Source organism: Bacteroides salyersiae, assembly GCF_031172035.1.
Taxonomy (GTDB): Bacteria; Bacteroidota; Bacteroidia; order Bacteroidales; family Bacteroidaceae; genus Bacteroides; species Bacteroides salyersiae.
This window is the reverse complement of the sequence record NZ_CP133452.1, coordinates 1,513,176-1,538,058: the sequence shown is the minus strand read 5'-3', so window position 1 is coordinate 1,538,058 and position 24,883 is coordinate 1,513,176. Positions and strand designations below refer to the sequence as shown.

Below are 24,883 nucleotides of genomic sequence, written 5' to 3'. Positions count from 1 at the left end.
AGATTTTATTGTTTGATGATCTTATATTGCACGGTCTCTTCACCATATCTCAGAATAAGAATATAAATACCGGCAACATATGCAGATAAATCAAAAGAGACATCTCCGTTTCCTATTAACCTTTCACCTAATAACTTTTGTCCGGAAGAAGAATAAAGTGTAAAATTATAACAACAGTTTTCCTCACCGGCAGATATTTTCATATTCAAAAAACCTTTTGTCGGATTTGGAAAAACATGTATCTGACATTTGACCAGTTCTTGCTCCAAAGGAGAAACATCAGCATCCATTGACTTAGCCTGCGCATTCATCGTGATAACAGTCCTGCTTATACGATTACCTGCATGATCATACTCATAAACCACCTTATAAGTTTGTGCCAATAGTTGGGATACGGCAAAAAGCAACAACAGGCAGGATAGATATACTCGTTTCATATCGTTTGGTATTTTATAGTTCAACAAATAGTATACTTTTCATAATATCAATTATTCACTTGTGATTTCAAGTCCTCTATCTCTTGCTTTAATTCAATAATATACAAAGTCAATTCTTCAATTTTTTGAAGTAATAAAACATCCGTTTCTGCCAAATTAACCCCATTAGCTTTTACCTCTTTTTCCGAAGGTACACCGGGAAGAGTTCCTTTTTCTTCAATATGCTGTTCCACTTCTTCTAAAGTAGGAAGGTTATAGTCTTTCTTAAAGACAAAATCCGCCCACTCGGATTCCACCTTAACTTCTTTGGCCCTAATTGTACCATTTACATCCAATTTGTTTTTGGGATTAGCTATCCCAATTCCCATATTGCCATTAGTTTGAAATACAAACTGCTGTGTAAACTCTGCCTCATTCCAAAATTTTCTACCAATGACGAACTTGTCTTTATCATCGTCACCTAAGCTCAATATTAGATCAGTTCGATCAGATTCTATATTATTTCTTATAAAATATACATCATCACTGTTACCTTTAGGACTTCCGAATTGCAATTTCTTTCCATAACCTTCAGTAATCAAACCTCCTATTTGCACATCCTTATCTATGACCTCGGTCTGGGAATAAGCGCCACAGCAAAACAATCCTAAGAATAATCCTATTAAAACCTTTTTCATAAAAACATCTTTTTATAATCAGAACACACTCTTTTTCAATAAAACCTGCTAATCTACCTTCATCATACTGTCAATTTTGGCTTCCATCACTTCCATCCGTTTTTCCTGTTGAATAATGTACAAAGTCAATTCCTCAATTTTCTGTAATAACAGGACATTCGTTTCAGCAAGATTAACCCCATTAGCTTTTACTTCTTTTTCCGAAGGAACACCGGGTAAAGTCCCATTTTCCTCAATATGCTGTTCCACTTCTTCTAAAGCAGGAAGGTTATAGTCTTTCTTAAAGACAAAATCCGCCCACTCGGATTCTACTTTAACCTCTTTGGCGCGAATTGTACCATTTACTGCCAACTTATAACCTTGTGTATCCGACGTTCCTATACCGACATTACCGTTTACGGACAAATCATTGAGATCGGTTGCCTCATAATAAGAGGGATATCCGATATTCAACCCTCCCTTTGGACCAATTATGACACAAGAATGCGAGCTTTCCCCACGACATGTTTGGATAGCAAAACGTCTCTTACAACAGTCATCTTGCGATACATCAGCAGGATACTCCCATATTTCATAACCATTCGATTTAACCCCCTTATATCCGGCGTAAGATGCCGTCATCATTTTCCAACGATGCGGCTGACCATTCACTCCCTTATTACTAAGAATATAAGAAATAAGAGACTCCTCATTCTGATTAGCAGGATGTCCTGCTACTTCTATATTACCATCTAAATCACATAAGACCAATTTATTCCAGACATTCCATGATGTTTTAGACGCATCTCCATTCCTATAAAACACACCGTTATTATTAAAATTTAATTGATGGATATAACCGGCAGAAGCGTCAGGCCATGGAGAAATTGTCAGGTTAGTAGAGAATCCATAGGCAGTACTGATACCAGCAGTCGCCAATGTTTTTAAATCAGCCCTGATTTCCTGTTTAAAAAACGAAGGAGGCTCGTTTACATCTCTTGTATCACGTACCATCAACGCATCCGTCTTTTGCGAGCTCTGTGCATTGACAGCGACTTGAGAAGAACAGAGAAGACACATAAATAGTACAAAAAAGCTCTTTTTCATATATAACTATTTTTTATATTAACGAATAAATTCCCCCTCCAGAAAGCCATCCTGCGGATTCGTGAGACGTAAGACATACGTACCTGAACCGGAACAAACAACAGGAACAAGTACTTCAACATCAGCCGGAAGATCAACAAAAGATTCGTAAATGACACATCCGTCTTTCAACACGTTTACCGTAACATCAGACAAGGAGGAGGAAGCATTCAGATAAATACCCTCATTTTCCACAAAAACAGCATCTACAGGAGCAGCCAAAGGCAACGAACGTTCCGGTTGTTTGATAAATCTTCCTTTCAAAACAATAGTAGTAGCTTTATCCGTAGTTTTTTTGCCACCATCATCCATAATAACACCGGTTGCAGAAAAGGTATTCGCAAAAAAAGGAATTGAAGACATCAAAAACAGTCCCAATAATAAAAAGTAAATCTTCTTCATACATTTGATCATTTAAAAGTTAATGCCCAAACGTAAGAAAAATTAAGGGGAGGAAAGAAATATTCACATAGACAAATAAAACGCTTATTATCAATAGAATAAGTCACAGACACGTTCTACACCACCCTGTAAGCGTGCATTCACATAGACAAATTAAGAAGCATTTTTATAAAGTACAGATCAAATCTTCCAGTTTACGAGCATCTGCATGCACATATCTTGATTTCAACCGCGATTTTCTTCGACTCAAAGTCTCGGACGTATTCCCTAAAAAATCGGCCACCTGTTGATGAGTCAACCCGATACGAAACAAGATACACACTAACTTATCCTGAGGAGTAAGACCGGCCAACACTTTTTCCAAAGAAACGATAAAGGCGGCATCAACGGTCTGATAGTAAACAACGACATCTTTACAGTCTTTTGTTTGCAATGTTGTACGCTTTTTACCAGTCAACGCATTTTGACAGATATTCATACCATTAACAATGGAGACACAAGTACACATTTTCTGATAATTGGCACGCTTTGCTTTGTAAAGCTCCTTCAGCTCACTCAACTCGCTCTCGCGTTCCTCAACCAATTTTCGAAGCCTTTCTATCCCTTCTGAGTTTTTCCGTTCGGAACTTTCGGCCAATTCCAGACTCAACTTATAGGAACTGATCTCCTGCTCTTTCTGAGAAATGATATTCCGGAAACGAATCTCCATTACAGTTTTCTCCTTCTTATTCTTCGCATATAACAACCAAATGATAAAAAGAATGACGATACAAAACAAAGACAAGCACAAAAGAAAAATCTTATATTGCAGGTTGGCAACCTTCAACACTTCATTATCATAGCGGGCCTGAATCTCTGCAACTTCTTTCGCAGTTGTGCGCCGATACAAAGAATCGGCATAAGCAATATAAGAAACAGCACGATCAGCAGCCACCCTATAATCTCCTTCTGCATACGCGAAATCAGACAGACATTTATAGAGATAAGCTTTTACTTCCGGGTCTTCCGTAGCACACGCAACTTTCCAACATTGTTGTGCCTTGTCTTTATCTCCTTGCTCATAATAAAGCTCACCCATAACAACATAAGAACGGTATAACTTATCCGAATTCCGGGATTTTTTCATTGTCTCCCCGAGATAACCGAGTGCTTTATCCGGACTACCGCAATAGAAATAGAGAACAGCCATGTTATGCCAAATATCACAAAATTTTTCATCCGCTTTTACACCCGGCAGCAAAGACTGCATTTTCTCCACACAATAAGAAACGCTATCCGGCTGCTCCAACAATATAAAACACTGACCTATATTTTGTAAGTTAGATATCATGCGCAAAGTATCCCGGCAATCTTCTGCATAATTAAAAACCTTTCGGAACTGTACAATAGCTTCAGGATACAAATCCGATTCATAATCAGTATAGCCTAAATTATTACAAATCAAACTTACCAACCGCTTATTCCCTGCACGTAAAGCGTATTCTTCGGCTTTCTTAAAAGCAACAGTCGCCTCTTCATAATGCCCAATATCATAACAGATACGGCCTTTATAAAAATAACAAAATGCTTTATTACCAAAATTATCCGAATCGGCATAATAACCGGTTATCAAATCAATCAATGAATCCATTTCTACAATGGACTGGCCACATTTGTCCATAGCCTGTATCAATAATAAATGGTAACGCATTTGATCCCTATCGTTTAATTCCTGCACAGAAAAGGAGGTCCGGAGGATATTTAATACACTATCCGGCTTCTCTTCCACCAACGTTTCTACAATAGACAATCTTTTATCCACAGGGTCACAAGCCGCCCAAAAAGAACAAAGCAAAACCAAAAAGCAGAAAATAGATAGCAATCGTCTCATCATAATTTTTTTTGTCGAATACAAAAATAGTGAAAAATCCTGCTAATAAAATATTACGCACACCTTAAATTACCAGTATAAAATCCACGGCGTCTCTATATGGATCCCAACCCCCTCATTCACAAGGCATAACAAAAAGATATCTTTTTGTTATGCCGTAGCACATGGTTATTACTTGCACAGCCATATACTTTAGCATATCTTTGTGAAAAGATTCAGCACTAAAGACATCCCCATGTTGTCGTTCAAAAGTCACAAACAAGACGGTTTCAAAAGCATTGGACAATGAGGACAAATATATGCCGGATACCAACTTTAAAGGATGGATGTATACCATCATGCGCAATATCTTTATCAACAACTACAGAAAAGTAGTACGTGATCAGACTTTCGTAGACAGAACAGAGAACCTCTACCACTTGAGCCTTCCACAGGAATCGGGATTCGAGAGCACGGAAAGTTCGTATGACCTGAAAGAAATGCACCGCATAGTAAACTCACTGCCAAAAGAATACAAAGTGCCCTTTGCAATGCATGTTTCCGGATTCAAATACCGCGAAATTGCAGAAAAGCTCAATCTACCGTTGGGAACCGTAAAGAGCAGGATCTTCTTTACACGCCAAAAGCTACAGGAAGAATTGAAAGATTTCAGATAATCGCATTATATAACCTAAACCGACGACTTATCGATTTCTATTTCTACATGAGCAATTTTTAGTGCAGATTTTTAGTTGTGTTAATTTAGGAGCAAGAGGAAGAGATTTCCATACTTGCTCCTTTTTTTATTTCATTCCTGTCAGAATGAATAGCCCAAAACACCGGACCATCCGGTAAAGACACTGTTCCGTGCAAAAGTATCCCTCGTTCCTTCTAATTGCGCACGAATCATGATAGCATGTTGCCATTTTTTAGAAACGGGAATCAGCAAACCAAGATTTACATAATATCCTGGAAAAGCTCCACCAAAGGGTTCCAACCGTGTGTTCCCTATTTTATACTTAGCCGATAGAAAGCCACAGACCACTGCACCGGCTCCAATAAAAGGACGTACTGCTCCCCTCGGAAAAGTATATCCCCCACCCAACTTGCCGGAGAGCAATATACTTGAATAGTCGCTCTTCCTTCTTGTATCCTTCGCCGACAGCTTGGACACAGACAAATCGACAACCAAACTAAGCGAACTTATCCAACGGGGACAAGAAACAGCAGCATTAACCCCCACCAAGTATGTTAGTACAGGTTTTCCATATTCTTTTAGATCATCGTGCGAAGTGTATTTTTGCAAACCGATATACGGAGTTACAGCGACATGAATTTTCGGTTTGTCCGCCTTTGCCACAAACTCGATACAGTCTTCTTCATTGTTACACATCATACCGTGATAAGCTTTCACCAGATCGACCATTCCCTTATGCGTAAAAGGGGTACGATCTATTTTATCCTGAATCCCGAAACAATCCCGAAAGACATAGTGTAATGTCGGAATATAACGATTCACTTCTTTCTTAAACGTACGCCCATCGCTCTGTGTATTTTCAATCAAAGGTGCATCCAATTTCACCAACCTGTCATGACTTTCTATAAAATAAAACTCTTTATTATCCTCGCTTTCATAGTAATACAAATTCTTCATACCCTGAAATAAGCACTCCAGAAATAGTTGAACAGTACTGCCATGACTCAATTCAACCGAACGCGAAACATACAATTTTCCATCGTTCACAAAATGATATTCTTGGATATCACCGGGGTAATAAATAACAGGAGATGCATCCATATCCGACTTAAACATGCAGCAAGCTGCATTTATCTTATCCGTCCGCAAATTGATTAACCCTTGCACAGTATCCTGTTTAAGGGTAATGATATATCCCTTGTTATAATTATCTTGGGCAAATACGGAATATGAAACCCAAAGTACTGAGAAACTAATTAGTAACTGTTTTAAATCCATCTTTGTAATATTTTATAAACCTATTAAATCATAAAAGAGATATTTCCGACACCATTTTGATTTATCTAAAAAGCGACACCAAGCCCAGAAAATTACTATGGGCAAAAGGGGGGCGTACTACGAAAACATAAACCTTGCTAAAATTATTTTCTCCTTATGACAAAGATTGACAAAACCAATCCACATATAGCATAACCAACAATAATTTTAGCAAATAAAATCAATTCTTGGAAAAATTCTTTTTTGCAAATTGGTATTGTGTTCTCGCTACTGTATATCGGAGTTGGAAGAGAATGGTCAAAATAGTATTTCATATTGACCATTTGACTGATAATAAACAACAATCCGTAAATGATTATCACCAACGACACTATTATAAACAGTGAAAGAAGTATCTTTTTTAATATTGTATTCATAATTACCAAAGTTATTCATTGGGTAGCTTTAATTCCTTTTTGATTTCTTCAGTAGGAATTTTTATCACATTACTTTCTCTTTGTTCTGACTGTACATTAAGTACATCTCTTACCGCCATAGGACCTTTCAAATTACCAAGCTTTAAATCTTGTTTTGACCCACTTTGTACACCTTCCACAGAAGTAGTAACACAATTATTAGTAAGTACATTATATGTATCAATCACTTTCGCATTTTCTTTACCAACATAATCACCTTTTGCTGGAGTTTTATTAGAACTATCAAATTTGCCATCAAAATGCTTTGACACTGCTTCATCAGACCCTTTGGTAAACTCAAAAGCGACAGCTCCTTTGTTTGTTATTTGGTCTTGAATAAATGATTTTGCTTCATCGCCAGTCAATTTTATAAGAACTCCTTCTCCTGTTGGCGTTGTACTTCTTGCGGAACTTTTATTTTTACCTAATTCACCATATCTGCCATAAGTATAAACAGTAGTGTTATTACCTGTTCCTGTTGTTACAAATACGTGTCCAAAACCTTGTGTTTCCACATAAATTCTCGGTTCTCTCCCATCAGGGTCAATGAATCTGATAGGATTATTCGCACAGTATGCATACGGACTTATCGAATAATATTTCTCACAAAAAGGATCTATTGTTAAAAATCCTCCGACGACTCCATCATAAGGCCTCGCACCGAAATCATACCAATCTAGCCCATGCATCCTATCCAATTCCTTACCGCCATATTTGTAAGGCTGCTTACTCTTTTCCACTCCTTCTCCAAATAAACCACCGTAAGGATAATAATGATTCACCTCTTCTACAGTACCATATTGATCTGCCACAACTCGATTATTTCCTTGATGATCACGTAAATAATAATGATAAGTAGACACATTACCATTCAATGTTATATATCCGTCTTCCGTTAAGATTCTGCTTAACTCCCCGTCTTCATATATAAAATTACCACAATAATCGGTACAAGTATATCCCTTATAGCGTGCGCGTGAATCTAAAACAAGGTTAGATACATCCCGTTGCATTGCTAAAGAAGAAGCTAAGTTATTCGATATTTGAAAACCCGGAATCGGATCGACTACCTGTTCCAATTTCGTATAAGACTCTTTACGGCGTTTTACACCATCCGCACTGTATTGATAATCGATATATCCACTCATATGTAGAATTACTTGCGAAGGCAAATTTAAACTATTAACCTGTTGGCGGAATTAATTTAGTGCATACTTAATTCTGCCAATGGGCTTGTCGTTAATGAAGTTTACGTATTGCAGAATGGTAAGTGCACTAATTTTGCCAATGATTCTGGCAAACAAACCATTCGTTATTTTCGCGTAGTTCCTGATGACCAAGAACTGGTCTGTAAGTTGTGAGAATATTGTCTCAATCCTCTTTCTTGCCTTTGCAAACGGAATGAATGTCGGTTTCCAATCCTTTTGGTTGAGCCGATACGGACACTCCAGTCTTATGTGTGCGGTTTCGAACAAGTCAAGCTGTACGTCAGCTCCAATATACCCTTTGTCACCATAGATGCTACAGTCGTGATAAGTATGTTTTACATCCTTCATATAATGGAGGTCAGCCACACTTGCCTTTGACAGATCATAGGAATGGATAACTCCACTTAACCCACAGAGAGCGTGTAACTTATAACCAAAATAATACGTGTTCTGCGAAGCACAGAAGCCGAAGTCGGGAGCTTGCGAGAAATTGCCGGCACGCCCCATCTTGCAACGTTTTCCTCTTGCAACCCTACAGACCTCTATCGGCTTGGAGTCAACAAAGAATTGTTCCTCTCCGCCATCCATTTCCATGGCAATCCGCTTGCGCAGTTCCTCACACAGGCCTGACGTTTTCTTCCTGCGGTCATTGAACTGTCTCCTTGATATGAGATTGGGAATGCTGTCCTTGTATTCTTGCAATTTATAGTCGAACAACCACTTCTCACTATCAATGCTCTCGGTCTCTGCCGTCAGGGATAGCGCCACCACTTCCAAATCCGAAAACTTGGGAACAGGACCACGACGTGGAACATTACCCGAATCATTGACGAGATTTTCAGAGAATTGCTTGCATATCTCAAGTATTTTGACGAATTTTGCATAAAGGTTGTACATACGATGGTTTGAACTTAATGTTTTAATCACCACTAAGTTACTAAAAATCAGCGACATGTACAACTTTTTACTCATATTTATCAACTTAAATTAATTCCGCCAACGGGTCTATTATATCTAATTGAAGTAATTCCTTTATTTAAATCTTTAACCAAACTTCCATTTGCATCATAAAAATATTCCTGCGGTTTAGACGAACCATCTACAAAATTAAAAGCTCCCTCATAAAGAGGATCTCCCGCTGAATTATCGTCTATTGCTTTTAACTGATTCCCATTATAATCTATAAATAAATCATCAATCATATCAAAATCATCCGGTTTATTTAAAAGTCCATAACGTCTCACGAGAGTCAAATTACCCATTTTATCATATACATAATCAACTCCATAATCAGGACAATAGTTAGGATCATCATTACTTTCTCCATATATAGCTCTCTTTAGACGATTCAATTCATCATATTGAAAATTATAATTGCGTATAAGACCAGCTTCCGAAGTAACAGACCAATTCATCTGGCTAATATTCCCATTATAGCAAGGGGTATTGTCTTCATCTTGTTCATTATAAAACAATTTTTGAGTAAACTTTGAGCCAGTAATACCAGTCAGCCAATTACGAATATTATAAGTATATGTACTTTTAAGCGAATCATTCTGATGATAAGTTTTGGTTGATAATCGTCCCAATTCATCATAAGTATTTTCAGACAACACAACAATAGGGGCATTAGGGCCTAATTGATGGGTCGTTTTTACTAATCGATCTGCATGATCATAAGTATATTTATATATTTCAAGTTTAGCTGTTTCTTTTGTATGATAATGAGCATTGACCACCTGCGAAGGCTTACCTGTAAAAGTATAATTAGTAACAGTTATTTTATATCCACCAAGATGATCATCTTGAGTAACCCGAATGGGTCGGCCCTTTATATCATAATAAGCCGCAGTATATAGTTTGGCAGAAGTATCGAGTACTGAAGATATACTTCCTGTTAAAAAGCCATTCGCCGCTACAGTTTGAGCAGGAAATTTAGCACGATTCTGGAAACCGACCAATGACAAAAAGGAATAGTCATCATAATAATTAACCTGATGAATTATTGGAGAAACAAGCTCAAAGTCAGAACTATAACCAGTATTCTCCAATCCATCAGGAATAATACCACTATCATCTTTATTTAATGAGCATACCACTATCCTTTCACTCACCGAAGAAGTGTTAGTATTTCCACATATTCCTTTGACAGTTAACCGATGAAAATTATCATACAGATAAAAAGTCCATTCTAATTTTTCTCTCTGTACACCATCCTGTGAAAAAATCAAATTATCTGCCTGATCATACACATATTTGATTGGTTGACATCCCGGAATTTTTTTCTCTATACAATGGCCCCAGTTGTCATATTTATATTGATAAGCATATAAATCCAAATCAGGCTCGTCTTGGTAAGCTGGCGGAAGAACAAAAATCAGATTATCACAAGCATCGTACACAAAATAGGTATCATGTGGTATATCACCTAACATCTGACGGACTAACACTTTACGATCTTGCTTATCCCTAAAGGTATAAGTCTCATTATGATCTTCGTCTTTCTCTCTTACAACAAACAACTCCTTTTCTGCATAATTGCCATTTAAAACAAGTTCCCCTGTAAACGTGACTTTATAAAGTTTACACAAAAGTATCCCTGTTGCTTTATTAGAGGAATATCCTGTAGACAAATCTCTTGAGAAATTTTCACCAGGCCCCATTATACTAATTACGCGCTTCAATGGAGAATAGTCGTAAGCATATTCCGTATAATACACTCCATCATTATAAGTAGCCATAGCTTCTTTATATGAATAAACGCGGTCTGATGTTGTCACTATAGGGAGACGATCCTCTACGAGACGCCCTGTTTCATCACGCCATTGCTCAGTCAAAAGGTTTTTTCGAGAAGGAGTTACCCCTTTTTGAACGGTCATAAAAGAGCGCCCTAAACCATCAAAATATTGAATCGTTTCTATACATTTACTCGCTGCCTGATCCAACATCACGTAAGAATGAATATAATTCTTACAAGAGTCTTGAGAGTATAAATTCAACGTTAAACAGGATAAAATAAAGATATATAAATACTTCATACTTCTTCAAATTTAACTTACCTACAAAATTTATTGTTTATAATTATATTTTAAACGCTTAACAACTTTCCCATTATGATCCAAAATCGTTTGCAGACGTCCAAAAAGATCATAGTTATAGGTAGTATTCATCCCTGTTGGAGATACTGTCTTTTGAATTCCCCACGGTACTTTATAAGTATAAGTAGTAATCAGCGATTTCTTTAGTAAAGAGCGTAGATTTTCTATAGACGTCATAATCGGAGACAAAGAATTCTCAAATGAATCAATATTTCTAAGGTGCATAGCCACCTCATTATAAGTAGCATTCCGGATCTCTGCTATCGGATAAATACTTTTATATCCCCACAAGTATGTTACAGGTATATTATCTTTTTCAGACATCTGTACAATTTTACCATGTTTATTATATAGGTCTATCGAATATTTTTTTCGATAGAATGAACTATACATAGACAACGAAAGCGGAGAGGATGCTTTTAAAGCATACACTATTTTAGGTAGAATCAACCCTAAAGTATCTATATAACTCGTTTTTTCTGCTTTTGTAACAGAACCGCCACACATATAAATTGTTTCAAGAGGTTTATTAACAAGATTGCGGTTCCTCATCTTTTGCGACATCTGATCCGCATAATCGGTTGAATATTTATATTGTATCTGCCTAATACTCTTATCACTATTACCATAGGACACCATAGACGGTAAATCATTGGAAGATAAATATTTATAATCTTTATAAAACTGAACTGATGGAGTCCCATAATTACTGCCATAATTACTAGGGTCATATGTAGTTGTTATTTCTCGTGTCAAATTCCATCTCTCAGATACCGTATCATAAAACCTGGCATATATATAGTCAAATTCACTTGTCGAAAATGTTGAGAATATTAAAGGAATATACACCTTAAAGCCTTTAACCGTTTCTTGTCTATCTACGGTATAAATATAATTTGTTTCCTCTACCTTTCCCCCGTCATCATCATAGAGTATTTTCGACAATAATTGCCCATTTCGCAAACTCCCTGTAGTGGGAAATCCCGGTATATAAGATTCATCCGAAGATAATGCTCTATCCGGTACATTATAATAAGAATATTCTTCATACCCTGTACAAAAATTCTCGCGAACAGTAACCGTACTATATCCCACAGAAGCTCCCATAGCAGAAAAACTAAAAGGAGTATATGGATAAGACATACCACAAACATAAAATCCGGTCACATCTATCACATCAACCCTAACTCCTCCAATATCATACACTCCCCTTAAGGTCAAATTTCTTGTTGTAAAGGGATAAGTAAAAACCGGACTATTCATCAACAATCCTGTACTTTTCCCTTTTTTCATATAGCCATATTTTAAGTCAGAAATTATTTTTCCCTCAAACGTACTATAGATTCTTTTCACCCTAACACCTCCACCTTTAGACACAACATTTGTATCTATATTTTTCACAACCTCCATACTGACACTTAACGACATACCATAATTTCCGGGAGTTATAATATTCTGAGTTGCAACATTTACAGTATACTTTCCTGCGGGAAGTACAAGTTTTTGCAAAATAAATCGTCCCATTTCTCTTTCAACAACACTTATCTCTTTCAAAATTTTCCCCGATTCATTTTTTAAAAATGCACATCTATAAAAAGAAACTTCTCCATCCTCATCTTTTTTAGGCTCTTCATCATAAGTAAGAACTCTCCATTGCAATGTAATTTCAGTTTCTTTTGTCAATGTAAAAGCAGCCATTTTAGAATTCTCATACATATTCTCATCTTCATCTTCATCCCAAAGAAAGTTTTGATAATAAGCAACTCCTAATACCACTTGTTCTTTTTGAAGAGTACTATTACTTCCATTTTGAATAGCGTGAGGTTCGTATTCAAAATTCGTAATTAATCCTGTCGGATATTTCATTGAAGACAACATTCCGCATGTAACATATTCATTAACAACCTCACGACTTCTTCCTAAATAACTCAAATCATAAGTATATCCCGACAAAGGGCTCATTGTCTTCAAACGATAAGCAGGCACATAAGTAATATTAGATTCCCCTCCTTGCTGCTGTTCGGTACCCCAACGTCTATCCGAAATAGTCTTACCATTATAATATCCCCAATCATCAATGGCATTTGAATCTTTATTCGGAAGCTTAGAAGCTCTATCATATGTAAACTCATACACGTGTCGTTCTTCCCCAGCTTTATCTGTCACACGTTTCAAGAAAAGGCGGCAGCTACAATAGTTCGACACAAGACCTACATATTCATAGTCAAAAATTATATTTTTTACAACCAAACCAGAATTATCCTTTATTTTTATTTCTGATACTTTTTGAGGGAGCTTCGTAGTCTGTACTGATTCAATATCCAACCTGTTATCAGTAATAATCTCTATTGTCAACAAGTCTGTAACTATTTTCTTTAATACTTTCTGATTTATTTTAGAAAATGAATATACATAATTTTCTAAATCATGAATCATACCACTAGCAAACCGAGCAGGAACTGCATCCACTAAATGGTAAATAGTTTCCTGTCTTTGTTTTTGAGTGTAAATATAATCTTCTCCATATTCAAATGTTATTTTATTCTTCTGAGGAGATACAATAGAATCCAAATACCATGTAGTAATAACATCTGGTTGTATTCCTCTAGAGTCATGCATTATCCACCCACGAATAGTATTAGACAATTTTGAATTACTAGTAGTTGAAAACTGATAAGACTCTGTCATTTCATATGTATTAAAATAATAAATATATCCATCTCCATCTACTATTTCCCAACTTTTACTTTCAATATTATATTCCACCTTAAGATTATCTTTCACTTTTGTCAATAACGGATAGGCTCTATTAGCTAAGTTATTCCCAACCCCATTGCATTGAAAAAACATAGTACCACTATAATTTCCAAAATTAAAATGAAATAAGTCGGGCTCTCCGTCTCTTTGACTATAAATCGAATAATCCTTACATTCACTAACTGATCCATTTTGGTAATCATATCCATTATCTTCTGTTGGTATTGGTAAATTTGTATTCCAATAATAGCCTTTAGGGAATGACTCAAAATCATCAAAACCACGAACTTGCTTCGTTATAGCTCCATATCCTTGTAGTGCCCACCCCAAACCAATACAACCGGACTCTTGTGCCACCTTTATTCCAGATGCATGATAAGCAATATTTATAGGAAACTTCTTTCCATCAAGTGCTATCTCATACAAAGGAACCGAAATATCCGCCGTACCAGTATAGTGCCCAACTGGAATATAACCAAACTGTCCTAAAGAAGCAGCAGTCGGCGATACAGGAACAACCTGTACTACAGACGTATTTTCTCCTTTTAAGTATTCCCAATTTAGAATAGAAATGAATAGCATGCTAATCTTCAAGTAAGTTGTAACTTTATCATTTAATAGTAGTTTCATGTCTCAATTGTATTATTTTATTAAGGTTTCAATATTTTCTCTCCATACATCTTTCCATTAACCAATATTTGCAACAAATATTCACCAGAAGGATAAATATTAAATGACAACCGATCCTGATAACTTCCCTTCTGTAACAATCCTATATTCGATCTCAATAATTGTCGTCCTTGAAAGTCATACAGCATTACTTCAACTTTCGCATCTTCCTCGAGAAAGTAGTTCAATTGTAGATTACCCGTTTCATCCATATAAAAGCTATAAATCACATGTTCATCTTCATATCTTCTCCCTTTCCCTCTTTCAACAGTTCCCCATAAACGGTTGATTCCTTCTTCATCAACACGTTCTCGCCGTAATTGATTTTCAAGATCATCATTCAAATCATAAGATTGTCCATAAGGTGGATAATAAAATGACGTCGTAAAATGTTCATAACATTTACCAGATCTATAAGCCATACTTTTTATCGTTTCAAACACTGGATAACGATAGCCGTCAGCATACCAACGCCAAGTACTTATCTCTAAACAATCAGAATCATTTGCCAAATGAAAATCTATGCTATCATGACAGAGAACAAAAGGGATGGTATCATTCTTGCTTTTTTCTGAAACAAATTTTGTTTTTTCCACCACTTTCTTAATTGTATATATTCGTAAAACATTACGCAAAGTATCCCCATCAGGAAGAATCATGCCCCCTGTCGCATCAGCAGTTACAATAGATTTTCCTTGTATATGTATTCCTAAGCGATTGCAATAGTTGCCCATTCCATCGAAATAATCAGTAAAAGAGTGTCCATATGAAAAAGGAAAAATAAGCAAAGTCTCCGGTTCACGATAACGTATCCAAGTCGTTGGATTTTCATATCCCAATAATAAAAGAGAATCTGTAATTGATTGATAATAGTACATCGTACGATGCTCTATACCGACAATAGAATCAGAAAGTGTTTTAGGAGTAATATATTTTAATTTATAGTTCTCATTCACAAGATCTTGTTCACTAAAATCCCATATAACATTTTCCCCCTTAGGTCCTGGAGATTTACATTTCACCTGTTGTTTAATAATACAATCTCCTTCCCGAGGAGAATTCGAGGCACACCTCAAAAAGAACTGCGCCGACATCTGGGAAGGAGCAAAGAGTAGCAAAAAGAACAATAATAACTTCATATGCATTTATTTTTTATAAAGATAAAGAGTTTTAAATAAAAATTCCAAATATATAACCCGGACAAATCACAACTAACACTTTTTCCAATAAACATCTATTTATCAAAAAGATACAATAAAAAAGAGATTAAAAAAAATGATAATACCCGGACAATTCAAAAAAAAAATCATTGACCCTAATACAAAAAAAACAAAAAAGACCTCGTAAAGCCGAAAATTAGCGTACATAACAACTGAATCATTTATATTATTCTCTTCACACTTTATAGTACAAGCGACCTCTTCCACAAAAGCAAATTGGAATCCATAGGAGGAGGGGATATATCATTTCTTTGCCATTCCAATCTATTATGAGTTACAACCCACTCATTTACAAGGCATAACAAAAAGATATCTTTTTGACTGCCGTAGCACATGGTTATTACTTGCACAGCCATATACTTTAGCATATCTTTGTGAAAAGATTCAGCACTAAAGACATCCCCATGTTGTCGTTCAAAACATCCGGATGTTCTTGTTTACAACATGCCCATGTTTTGTATCAAGACATCCCCGTGTTTTTAAAGCAAAAGTATAAAGTCACAAACAAGACAGTTGCAAATTTATAAACAGTACAAGTATAATTATCAATAACAGAAGAATATATGGCTATTAATTATGTAGTTACCAAGAAGGTGGACACAACAAAGGGAGAAACAAACGTGCGTTATTATGCTACCACAAGAGCTTTACAAAAGAAACCCGTCGACAGTGCGGAAATAGCCCGGCAACTGGCGGAAAAGAGTTCACTGCAAGACGGGGATGTCATGTCGGTACTTGTACAGTTATCAGGTGTTATCGCCGAACATCTGCACCAAGGACGCACCGTTAGCATCGACGGGCTGGGCAATTTCTTTCCCACAATCACGAGTAAAGGAGTGGAAAAACCGGAAGAGTGTACTGCCGACAAGGTATGGGTAGCACGTATCGGCTTTAAATCAGCACCGGCATTTCTGAAAAAGATACGGATGAAAACCAAGTTTCTAAGCATCCAACTACAGGAACAGAAAAAGGCAAATACCCAAAAGAAAAACACTCCGGGGAACATTTAACAATCTGTTGAAAACTTTATTCCATATTTTCCATACAGGAGGTTCTTTTTTCTTTGAGAAATATGTATTTTTGCCGTCACTTGCTTATATAATAAGGTAGAACAGATGAAGGAGACACAAGAGGAATTGACATATCACGTACCGGTATTACTAAAAGAGAGCGTAGACGGAATGAATATCTGCCCGAATGGCACGTATGTAGACGTGACTTTCGGTGGTGGAGGGCATTCCCGCGAGATACTTTCGCGTTTGGAAAAAGACGGACGTTTATTAGGATTCGATCAGGACGAGGATGCCGAACGAAACATTGTCGATGACCCGCGCTTCATTTTCGTGCGAAGCAATTTCCGCTACCTGCACAACTTTCTACGCTATCACGATATAGAGAAAGTAGACGCCATACTGGCAGACTTGGGAGTATCCTCCCATCACTTCGACGACAGTGAACGAGGATTTTCTTTCCGCTTCGACGGTGCATTGGATATGCGTATGAACAAACGGGCCGGACTCACAGCAGCAGATGTGGTAAACACTTATGCAGAAGAACGGTTGGCAGATATCTTCTACCTGTATGGAGAATTGAAAAACAGTCGCAAATTAGCATCGGTCATCGTCAAGGCCCGTGCCAACGGACAAATAAAGACAATCGGCGAGTTTTTGGAGATCATCAAGCCACTCTTCGGCCGGGAACGCGAGAAGAAAGAACTTGCCAAGGTGTTTCAGGCACTTCGCATTGAAGTAAATCAAGAGATGGAGGCGTTGAAAGAAATGTTGACCGCAGCAACGGAAGCCTTGAAACCGGGAGGAAGATTAGTCGTTATCACTTACCATTCATTGGAAGACCGGATGGTTAAAAACATTATGAAAACCGGTAATGTGGAAGGTAAAACGACACAGGATTTTTTCGGTAACCTGCAAACGCCTTTTAAATTGGTGAACAACAAAGTCATTGTGCCGGACGAAGAGGAAATAGAACGCAATCCGAGATCACGGAGCGCCAAACTAAGAATCGCAGAAAAGAAATAAGCAGAAGAGATAGAAACTTATGGAAGAGAAAAAGATAAATAAAAACGAGAACAAAGAACCCAAAAAGAAAAAAAGGGCCTCTTTGAAAAGCATTTTAGGAGGAGATATCTTAGCTACAGACTTTTTCCGCCGCCAGACAAAATTGCTGGTACTCATTATGGTATTTATTATCTTCTATATCCATAACAGATATGCCAGTCAACAACAGCAGATTGAAATAGATAAGCTGAAGAAAGAACTTATCGACATTAAATATGACGCGCTCACACGTAGCTCGGAATTGATGGAAAGAAGTCGTCAGTCACGTATCGAGGAATACATATCGACCAAAGAGAGTGATCTGCAGACATCTACAAATCCTCCTTACCTGATAGAGTAAAAAAGGAAGAAAGGAGAAAAAAGGGAAAAGGGAGAATGGAGAGTGAAGAAGGAAAGAAAAAGTAAATTATCAATCATTAATTGTCAATTGCCATTTGTCAATTGTCATTTATAAATTATAAATAGTTTTGGCTGTCAATAAAAAAAACATAATGACCCGTTACTTCTTTGTTATCCTCATAATGGGGCTGATAGGAGTAGCAATCGTGGTAAAAGCAGGCATCACCATGTTTGCCGAGCGACAATACTGGCAGGATGTTGCCGACCGTTTCGTAAAAGAGAATGTAACGGTAAAGCCTAATCGGGGTAATATCATCTCCTCCGACGGCAAACTGATGGCAAGTTCACTGCCCGAATACCGCATCTATATGGATTTCAAAGCAGGAGCACCGGCCAAAACCGACTCCTTGAAAAAGCATATGAATGAGATCTGTGAAGGGTTGCACCGGATATTCCCGGATAAAAGTGCGGCTGAATTCAAAGCGCATCTACAGAAAGGGATGAAAAAAGGAAGCCGCAATTATTTGATTTACCCGAAACGTATCTCGTACATTCAATATAAAGAGGCCAAACGCCTGCCTGTTTTCAACATGAACAAGTATAAAGGCGGATTCCATGAGTTAGCTTACAACCAGCGCAAGAAACCATTCGGCTCTCTGGCAGCACGCACATTGGGCGATCTCTACGCAGACACCGCACAAGGTGCCAAGAATGGAATAGAACTGGCTTTCGATACCTTGTTGAAAGGACGTGACGGAATCACGCACCGCCAGAAGGTGATGAACAAATACCTCAACATCGTAGATATTCCTCCCGTAGACGGTTGCGACCTTATCGCCACCATCGATGTGGGCATGCAGGACATCTGTGAAAAAGCATTGGTAGATAAGTTGAAAGAACTAAATGCCAGTGTAGGCGTTGCTGTTTTAATGGAAGTCGCCACAGGCGAGGTGAAAGCAATCGTCAACATGATGAAAGCGGCGGACGGCAATTATTACGAAATGCGTAACAATGCCATCAGCGACATGCTCGAACCGGGTTCCACCTTTAAGACAGCTTCTATCATGGTGGCTCTTGAAGACGGGCACATCACCCCCGATTACGAAGTGGATACGGGAAACGGTATCAAAATGATGTACGGACGGCCGATGAAAGACTGGAACTGGCATCGCGGCGGATATGGCAGAATCAACGTAACCCGTATCTTGGAAGTGTCGTCCAACGTGGGGACATCCAGCATCATCGACCAATTCTATCATGACAACCCGCAAAAGTTCGTAGACGGACTGAAACGAATGAGCATCGACCAGCCGTTGCACCTGCAGATCGCAGGAGAGGGAAAGCCCAACATCAGAGGACCGAAAGAACGTTATTTTGCCAAGACTACCCTCCCGTGGATGAGTATCGGGTACGAAACGCAGGTGCCCCCGATGAATATACTGACATTCTACAATGCCATAGCGAACGATGGCGTAATGGTTCGCCCGAAGTTCGTAAAAGCGGCTGTAAAAGACGGGGAAGTAGTAAAGGAGTTCCCGACAGAAGTCATCAACCCGAAAATCTGTTCGGATAATACGCTGAAACAGATACGGGAAATTCTCTACAAGGTAGTGCATCAGGGACTGGCAGGACCGGCAGGCAGCAAGCAGTTTGCCGTATCCGGCAAAACAGGAACGGCACAGATTTCACAAGGCGCCGCCGGATACAAAACGGGCAGGACGAACTATTTAGTCAGCTTTTGCGGATACTTCCCTTCGGAAGCGCCGAAATACAGTTGCATCGTCTCCATTCAGAAGCCGGGGCTTCCGGCTTCCGGTGGGTTGATGGCAGGTAGCGTATTCGGCAAAATAGCAGAAAGGGTATATGCCAAAGACTTGCGTCTGCCACTGACAAACGCCATCGACACCAACAGCGTGGTAATTCCCGACGTAAAAGCCGGAGAGATGAATGATACCAAACGGGTACTCGATGAACTGAAGATACAGAGCCAGGCCAAGTTCGAAATCAAAAGCGGCAAAGAGACTTGGGGCAGTACACATGCCGCCCCCAAAAGCGTCATCTTAGAAAGCAGAGACCTGATGCGTGATTTTGTTCCGAGCGTGATCGGCATGGGCGCACGGGATGCTGTCTATCTGCTCGAAAGCAGAGGGATAAAAGTAAATCTGGTAGGTGTAGGCAAGGTAAAAAGCCAGTCGATAGCCAATGGAACAAGAGTAAGAAAAGGACAAACAATCGTATTGCATCTGAACTGATTATATATAATAAGGTATGAAACTGAACGAATTACTGAAAGCGATCCAACCGGTACAGGTTGTGGGGGCTTCGGACATAGAAATAACAGGAATCAACATAGACTCCCGACAGATAGAAGCAGGACATCTGTTTATGGCCATGCGCGGCACGCAGACAGACGGGCATGCCTATATCCCGGCTGCCATAGAAAAAGGGGCCGTCGCCGTACTTTGCGAGGACCTGCCGGAACAGCCGGCAGAGGGAATCACCTATGTGCAAGTGAAAGACAGCGAGGATGCCACAGGCAAGATGGCGACTCTGTTTTTTGGAGATCCTACTTCTAAAATGGAACTGGTAGGCGTAACGGGAACCAATGGGAAAACGACTATCGCCACCTTATTATATAATACATTCCGCTATTTCGGATATAAGGTAGGACTCATCTCAACGGTATGCAACTATATCGATGACGAAGCAATCCCAACCGAGCATACTACCCCCGACCCCATCACACTGAACCGTCTGTTAGGCAGGATGGCGGACGAAGGTTGCAAGTATGCTTTTATGGAAGTAAGCTCCCACTCCATCGCCCAAAAACGCATCAGTGGGTTAAAATTCGCCGGAGGTATCTTTACGAATCTGACCCGCGACCATTTGGATTATCATAAAACGGTAGAGAACTATCTGAAAGCCAAAAAGAAGTTTTTTGACGATATGCCCAAAAACGCATTCAGCCTTACCAATCTGGATGACAAGAACGGACTGGTAATGACGCAAAACACACGTTCGAAGGTATATACCTACTCTTTGAGAAGCCTGAGCGACTTCAAAGGGCGAGTATTGGAATCGCACTTCGAAGGAATGTTGCTCGACTTCAACAACCATGAACTGATGGTACAGTTCATCGGTAAATTTAATGCATCTAACCTTCTTGCCGTATTCGGCGCTGCCGTATTGCTCGGTAAAAAAGAAGAGGATGTACTGGTGGCGCTCAGTACACTACACCCGGTAGCAGGACGTTTCGACGCCATCCGTTCTCCGCAGGGGTATACGGCAATCGTGGATTATGCCCACACTCCGGATGCACTGGTCAATGTCCTGAATGCCATTCACGACGTACTCGAAGGCAGAGGTAAAGTCATTACTGTGGTGGGTGCCGGAGGCAACCGTGACAAAGGGAAACGCCCCATCATGGCCAAAGAGGCTGCCAAAGCGAGCGACCGTGTCATCATTACTTCGGACAATCCCCGGTTTGAAGAACCGCAGGATATTATCAATGACATGCTGGCCGGCTTGGATGCCGGAGACAGAAAGAAAACGATCAGTATTGTAGACCGCAGGGAAGCTATCCGCACAGCATGCATGCTGGCCGAAAAAGGAGATGTAATTCTCGTTGCCGGAAAAGGACACGAGAACTACCAGGAAATAAAAGGAGTGAAACATCACTTTGATGACAAAGAAGAGTTGAAATCAGTGATGAATGATTAGTGACAACATCACTTATCACCAATCACTCATCACTAACCCCTAATCATTATTTACAATGTTATATTATCTATTTGACTGGCTACACAAACTCAACTTTCCCGGTGCGGGAATGTTTGGTTATACATCATTCCGTGCATTGATGGCTATCATTCTGGCACTGCTGATCTCGAGCATCTGGGGGGATAAGTTTATCAAATTGCTGAAGCGAAAGCAGATCACGGAAACACAGCGTGATGCCAAAATCGACCCGTTCGGTGTAAATAAAGTAGGAGTGCCGAGCATGGGTGGCGTCATCATCATTGTAGCCATTCTGATCCCCTGCCTGCTGTTAGGAAAACTACATAATATCTATATGATCTTGATGCTTATCACTACCGTTTGGTTGGGATCATTGGGATTTGCCGACGATTATATCAAGATATTCAAGAAAGACAAGGAAGGATTGCACGGAAAATTCAAGATCATCGGGCAAGTGGGATTGGGACTGATTGTGGGATTGACCCTCTATCTCAGCCCGGACGTCGTCATTCGTGAAAACATAGAAGTACGGACACCGGGACGCGAGATGGAAGTCGTGCACGGGACAAACGACTTGAAATCGACACAGACCACCATACCGTTTTTCAAAAGCAACAACCTCGACTATGCCGATCTGGTAGCTTTTATGGGAGATCATGCCCAGACTGCCGGATGGATCCTGTTTGTGATCATTACCATCTTTGTAGTGACGGCCGTATCCAATGGCGCCAACTTGAATGACGGCATGGACGGGATGGCAGCAGGCAACTCTGCCATTATCGGACTGACTTTGGGAATACTGGCCTATGTATCGAGCCACATCGAATTTGCCGGTTACCTGAATATCATGTACATCCCCGGTTCGGAGGAGCTGGTAATCTTCATATGCGCTTTCATCGGTGCACTGATCGGTTTCCTATGGTACAATGCCTATCCGGCGCAGGTATTCATGGGCGATACCGGGAGCCTGACCATCGGCGGTATTATCGCCGTATTTGCTATCATTATACATAAGGAGTTGTTGATTCCCATTCTTTGCGGTGTATTTTTGGTAGAAAACCTGTCGGTCATTCTGCAACGCGCTTATTACAAGGTCGGAAAGAAAAAAGGGGTAAAACAACGCCTGTTTAAACGTACGCCGATACACGATCATTTCCGTACATCGATGAACCAGATAGAAAGCGGATGCCGGGTGGTATTCACCCAACCGGACAACCTCTTCCATGAATCGAAAATCACTGTTCGTTTCTGGATTGTAACAATCGTATTGGCAGCAATAACGATCATCACATTAAAGATCAGATAAATCATGGTTCAATGTGCCGATATGCCGATCGGGGAAGAAGCGGATGCAGGTGAAAAGGCAGGGAAGCGGCAATGAACCCATAAATAAAACAGAGAGAATTAACCGGATTATTAACCATTAAAGTTTATGTGTTGCCGGTGGCATACGGCCACATCGGTATATCGACACATTATTGAGAATGAAAAGGATTGTAATTTTAGGAGCAGGCGAAAGTGGCGCGGGTGCTGCCGTATTAGCCAAAGTGAAAGGATTCGAGACGTTCGTATCGGACATGTCCGCCATCAAGGACAAGTACAAAGAACTGCTCGACAGCTACGGTATTGCCTGGGAAGAAGGCCATCATACCGAAGAAATGATTCTGAATGCCGACGAGGTAGTTAAAAGCCCGGGTATTCCAAACGATGCTCCGTTGATTCTGAAATTGAAAGAACAAGGCACACCGATTATCTCGGAAATAGAATTTGCCGGACGCTATACGGATGCCAAGATGATCTGCATCACCGGTTCGAACGGAAAGACTACCACCACCAGCCTCATCTATCACATTTTCAAGAGTGCAGGATTGAATGTCGGCCTGGCCGGTAATATAGGCAAGAGTCTGGCCCTGCAAGTAGCCGAAGATAAACACGATTATTATATTATCGAGCTGAGTTCATTCCAACTGGACAACATGTACGATTTCCGTGCCAACATCGCCGTCCTGATGAATATCACACCGGATCATCTGGACCGTTACGACCACTGCATGCAAAACTATATAGATGCGAAATTCCGTATCACCCGGAACCAGACGCAGGACGACGCCTTCATCTTCTGGAACGATGACCCTATCATCAAACGGGAGTTGGAGAAACACGGACTGAAAGCACACCTATATCCATTTGCCGCAGTAAAAGAAGACGGAGTCATTGCCTATGTAGAAGATCATGAAGTAAAGATCAACGAACCGATTGCCTTCAATATGGAACAGGAGAAGCTGGCACTGACCGGACAGCACAATCTATACAACTCACTGGCAGCAGGCATCTCGGCCAATCTGGCGGGAATCACGAAAGATGATATCCGCAAAGCGCTGTCCGACTTCAAAGGAGTGGAGCACCGTCTGGAGAAGGTGGCCCGTGTAGGAGGAATCGATTTCATTAACGATTCTAAAGCCACCAATGTCAACTCCTGCTGGTATGCCCTGCAAAGCATGACCACCAAGACAGTCCTCATCCTCGGTGGAAAGGACAAAGGCAACGACTATACGGAAATCGAAGACCTGGTACGCGAAAAATGCTCCGCATTGGTGTACTTAGGATTACATAACGAAAAGCTGCACGCATTCTTCGACCGTCTCGGATTGCCGGTAGCCGATATACAGACCGGCATGAAAGATGCAGTGGAAGCGGCGTACAAGCTGGCCAAGAAGGGTGAGACCGTCTTATTGAGCCCCTGTTGCGCCTCGTTCGACCTCTTTAAGAGCTACGAAGACCGGGGAGATCAATTTAAAGAGTATGTGAGAGAATTATGATTCATAAATCTTCTCTCATAATTCATAAATTATAATTCAT

18 protein-coding genes and 1 pseudogene are annotated in these 24,883 nt (G+C 39.6%); 8 read left to right on the top strand and 11 right to left on the bottom strand.

Annotated elements, in window-relative coordinates:
* Positions 1 to 5: 5 nt before the first annotated feature.
* The 5 genes from RB604_RS05665 to RB604_RS05645 all read right to left on the bottom strand — a co-directional run bounded on the left by RB604_RS05665 (position 6) and on the right by RB604_RS05645 (position 4,514).
* Positions 6 to 437 carry a T9SS type A sorting domain-containing protein gene (locus tag RB604_RS05665; protein WP_147398881.1) on the bottom strand — a complete coding sequence of 144 codons (432 nt, stop codon included), beginning with the start codon at positions 435 to 437 and terminating at the stop codon, positions 6 to 8.
* Between the two features lie 47 nt (positions 438 to 484).
* A complete protein-coding gene (locus tag RB604_RS05660; protein WP_055293314.1) occupies positions 485 to 1,114 on the bottom strand; it encodes a hypothetical protein in 630 nt (209 codons plus the stop codon).
* Positions 1,115 to 1,162: 48 nt separating this feature from the next.
* Positions 1,163 to 2,200, bottom strand: a complete 1,038-nt coding sequence (locus tag RB604_RS05655; RefSeq protein WP_055293312.1) for a hypothetical protein — start codon at positions 2,198 to 2,200, stop codon at positions 1,163 to 1,165.
* An 18-nt stretch (positions 2,201 to 2,218) separates the two neighbouring features.
* Positions 2,219 to 2,641, bottom strand: coding sequence for a DUF3244 domain-containing protein (locus RB604_RS05650; protein ID WP_172680651.1), 423 nt, complete (start codon positions 2,639 to 2,641; stop codon positions 2,219 to 2,221).
* A gap of 166 nt (positions 2,642 to 2,807) precedes the next feature.
* A complete protein-coding gene (locus tag RB604_RS05645; RefSeq protein ID WP_055293308.1) occupies positions 2,808 to 4,514 on the bottom strand; it encodes a hypothetical protein in 1,707 nt (568 codons plus the stop codon).
* 257 nt (positions 4,515 to 4,771) lie between these two features.
* Between RB604_RS05645 and RB604_RS05640 the strand changes: the two are divergent.
* Positions 4,772 to 5,167, top strand: a pseudogene (locus tag RB604_RS05640) (RNA polymerase sigma factor); the annotation flags it as partial.
* A 140-nt stretch (positions 5,168 to 5,307) separates the two neighbouring features.
* Here RB604_RS05640 and RB604_RS05635 read toward each other — a convergent pair.
* The 6 genes from RB604_RS05635 to RB604_RS05610 all read right to left on the bottom strand — a co-directional run bounded on the left by RB604_RS05635 (position 5,308) and on the right by RB604_RS05610 (position 15,791).
* On the bottom strand, positions 5,308 to 6,465 hold the full coding sequence (locus RB604_RS05635) for a hypothetical protein (RefSeq protein WP_055293306.1): 1,158 nt from the start codon (positions 6,463 to 6,465) through the stop codon (positions 5,308 to 5,310).
* 427 nt (positions 6,466 to 6,892) lie between these two features.
* A complete protein-coding gene (locus RB604_RS05630) occupies positions 6,893 to 8,068 on the bottom strand; it encodes an RHS repeat domain-containing protein (RefSeq protein ID WP_309008949.1) in 1,176 nt (391 codons plus the stop codon).
* A 51-nt stretch (positions 8,069 to 8,119) separates the two neighbouring features.
* On the bottom strand, positions 8,120 to 9,100 hold the full coding sequence (locus RB604_RS05625; RefSeq protein ID WP_032536584.1) for an IS982-like element IS1187 family transposase: 981 nt from the start codon (positions 9,098 to 9,100) through the stop codon (positions 8,120 to 8,122).
* Between the two features lie 5 nt (positions 9,101 to 9,105).
* Positions 9,106 to 11,166 (bottom strand): DUF6443 domain-containing protein, encoded by a 2,061-nt coding sequence (locus RB604_RS05620; RefSeq protein ID WP_309008947.1) that lies wholly within the window; start codon positions 11,164 to 11,166, stop codon positions 9,106 to 9,108.
* 30 nt (positions 11,167 to 11,196) lie between these two features.
* Complete coding sequence (locus tag RB604_RS05615; protein WP_055293300.1) at positions 11,197 to 14,613, bottom strand: hypothetical protein; 3,417 nt, start codon at positions 14,611 to 14,613, stop codon at positions 11,197 to 11,199.
* A 20-nt stretch (positions 14,614 to 14,633) separates the two neighbouring features.
* Entirely contained in the window at positions 14,634 to 15,791 is a 1,158-nt protein-coding gene (locus RB604_RS05610; protein WP_005927189.1) for a T9SS type A sorting domain-containing protein, read from the bottom strand.
* 644 nt (positions 15,792 to 16,435) lie between these two features.
* On the opposite strand from RB604_RS05610, the gene RB604_RS05605 reads away from it, so the two are divergent.
* The 7 genes from RB604_RS05605 to murD all read left to right on the top strand — a co-directional run bounded on the left by RB604_RS05605 (position 16,436) and on the right by murD (position 24,843).
* Positions 16,436 to 16,882, top strand: a complete 447-nt coding sequence (locus RB604_RS05605; RefSeq protein WP_122282058.1) for an HU family DNA-binding protein — start codon at positions 16,436 to 16,438, stop codon at positions 16,880 to 16,882.
* A gap of 105 nt (positions 16,883 to 16,987) precedes the next feature.
* Positions 16,988 to 17,908 (top strand): 16S rRNA (cytosine(1402)-N(4))-methyltransferase RsmH, encoded by a 921-nt coding sequence (rsmH, locus tag RB604_RS05600; protein ID WP_005927195.1) that lies wholly within the window; start codon positions 16,988 to 16,990, stop codon positions 17,906 to 17,908.
* Positions 17,909 to 17,927: 19 nt separating this feature from the next.
* On the top strand, positions 17,928 to 18,287 hold the full coding sequence (locus RB604_RS05595; protein WP_005927197.1) for an FtsL-like putative cell division protein: 360 nt from the start codon (positions 17,928 to 17,930) through the stop codon (positions 18,285 to 18,287).
* Positions 18,288 to 18,438: 151 nt separating this feature from the next.
* Entirely contained in the window at positions 18,439 to 20,538 is a 2,100-nt protein-coding gene (locus RB604_RS05590; RefSeq protein ID WP_005927199.1) for a PASTA domain-containing penicillin-binding protein, read from the top strand.
* 16 nt (positions 20,539 to 20,554) lie between these two features.
* A complete protein-coding gene (locus tag RB604_RS05585) occupies positions 20,555 to 22,006 on the top strand; it encodes a UDP-N-acetylmuramoyl-L-alanyl-D-glutamate--2,6-diaminopimelate ligase (protein ID WP_122282060.1) in 1,452 nt (483 codons plus the stop codon).
* A gap of 55 nt (positions 22,007 to 22,061) precedes the next feature.
* Complete coding sequence (mraY, locus tag RB604_RS05580) at positions 22,062 to 23,330, top strand: phospho-N-acetylmuramoyl-pentapeptide-transferase (RefSeq protein ID WP_122282061.1); 1,269 nt, start codon at positions 22,062 to 22,064, stop codon at positions 23,328 to 23,330.
* A gap of 178 nt (positions 23,331 to 23,508) precedes the next feature.
* Positions 23,509 to 24,843: a UDP-N-acetylmuramoyl-L-alanine--D-glutamate ligase gene (murD, locus tag RB604_RS05575; protein WP_122282062.1), complete on the top strand. Its 1,335-nt coding sequence runs from the start codon at positions 23,509 to 23,511 to the stop codon at positions 24,841 to 24,843.
* Positions 24,844 to 24,883 lie beyond the last annotated feature (40 nt).